The organism is Endozoicomonas sp. ALB115, from assembly GCF_049310245.1.
In the GTDB taxonomy this organism is placed as follows: Bacteria; Pseudomonadota; Gammaproteobacteria; order Pseudomonadales; family Endozoicomonadaceae; genus Endozoicomonas.
Genome location: NZ_JBLYZG010000166.1, coordinates 1 through 2,034 on the forward strand (window position 1 = coordinate 1; position 2,034 = coordinate 2,034).

The 2,034-nt window shown below is 52.3% G+C and carries 1 protein-coding gene; it reads left to right on the forward strand.

What is annotated here, in order from left to right:
* Positions 1 to 16: 16 nt before the first annotated feature.
* A partial coding sequence (locus tag ACO6VE_RS24360) for a DUF1601 domain-containing protein (protein ID WP_422464079.1) occupies positions 17 to 2,034 on the forward strand: 2,018 nt, incomplete at its 3' end.

Sequence of the window (2,034 nt, forward strand, 5' to 3'; positions counted from 1 at the left end):
TTAATGAAATATAATTATGGATAGACGTTCTGCTGGTATCAGTGGTCAATACGCAAGATCAGGTAACGGTTACAACCAACCGAATGGCCATGCCCCTTCTTCAGGGCGTGGGCGATATAGACATGCCACAGTCAGACAGCGGGGTAGTCACCCCCGCTCTACCCCTGGATGTAATGAATTTCACCATTCTTCTGGACGTCCTTCTCAATATTTAATTCACCGTTCAGTTAACTCTGCTCAAGATTTTAATGTCCTCATCAAACAGGAAATAATGGATGATCTGGTGAGTAAATCACAACGTTTCGGTCAACGCTATGATGGGAGAGATCACGGTCTGTATGCCAGTTCAGTTAAAAAATACACGTTAGCGGTTAAAAGACCGTTAAATCGAGGGGAACAAAGCCAGCTGATGCGTTTGCTGCAAAATTTCACAGCAAGCCGGAGCTGGAATTGGCGAAGCCTGACGACAACACTGCATTCATTGACTTCAGCGGGTGTGTTTACCGTTCATAAACCCATGGATGCGCGAGTTAAGCATACTCAAGCTGCCTTATTGTCAACGCTATTTGATTCAATAACATTTAACTGCAACCAAAAACCTGAAGCCAGAGATATTGATGCCCAGGGTATCGCCAACTTGCTGTGGGCCATGGCAAAAATGTTGGACAACGGGCAGGAGCAGACACCAGAGTTCAACGGGGCCGTTGTCGCGCTGTTGCCCCACGTGGACGCACAGAAAGACCAATTTAAGACCCAGGGTATTGCCAACCTGCTGTCGGCCATGGCGAAACTGGTGGACAACGGGCAGGAGCGGACGCCAGAGCTCAACGAGGCCGTGGCTTCGCTGCTGTCCCATGTGAACGGACAGAAGAAAGACCAATTTAATTCCCAGCATATTGCCAACCTGCTGTGGGCCATAGCGAAACTGATGGACAACGGGCAGGAGCAAACACCAGCGTTCAACGAGACCGTGAGCGTGCTGCTGCTCCGAGTGAGGCCACAGAAAGCCAACTTCAAACCTCAGGAAATCACCAACCTGTTATGGGCCATGGCGAAACTGGTGGACAACAAGCAGGAGCAGACACCAGAGCTCAAAGAGGCTGTGGCCGCACTGTTGCCCTGCGTGAACACACAGAAAGCCCAATTTAATCCCCAGGATATCGCCAACCTGCTGTGGGCCATGGCGAAACTGGTGGACAACGGGTACGAGCAGACACCAGAATTCAACGAGGCCGTGGCCGCACTGTTGCCCCTCGTGAACGCACAGAAACCTGACTTTAAGCCACAGGGAATCGCCAACCTGCTGTGGGCCATGGCGAAACTGGTGGACAACGGACAGGAGCGAACACCTGGACTCAAAGAGACCGTAGCCGGACTGTTGCCCCTCGTGATCGTACAGAAAGACCAATTTAATGCCCAGGGGATCGCCAACCTGCTGTGGGCCCTGGCAAAACTGGTGGACAACGGGGAGTGGATACCGGTGCTCAACGAGGCCGTGGCCGCGCTGTTGCCCCTCTTGAAAGCACAGGAAGTGCAATTTAATGTCCAGGATATCGCCATCCTGCTGTGGGCCCTGGCGAAACTGGTGGACAACGGGCTGGAGTGGACACCCGGTCTCAACGAGGCCGTGGCCGGGCTGTTGCCCCAAGTGAACGCACAGAAAGCTAACTATAAACCACAGGCAATCACCAACCTGCTGTGGGCCATAGCGAAGCTGGTGGACAACGGGCTGGAGCAAACACCAGAGCTCAAAGAAGCTGTGGCCGCACTGTTGCTCCACGTGAATGCACAGAAAGACCAATTTAATGCCCAGGGTATTGCCAACCTGCTGTGGGCCACGGCCAAACTGGGTGAATTCGTTGAGCTGAACGTGGCTACCTCTACGTTCGAATCGCTCGTCTATCGAATCAGTGAGAACCTTCAGTTTTCTCAGGAAGGGATATCGATGTCTCTCTGGGGAGTCATGGTATACTGTGCCAGGTTGTCTCTGGTCTCCAATGCCAATAACAATAACGTGCTTGAAAAGCACATGGA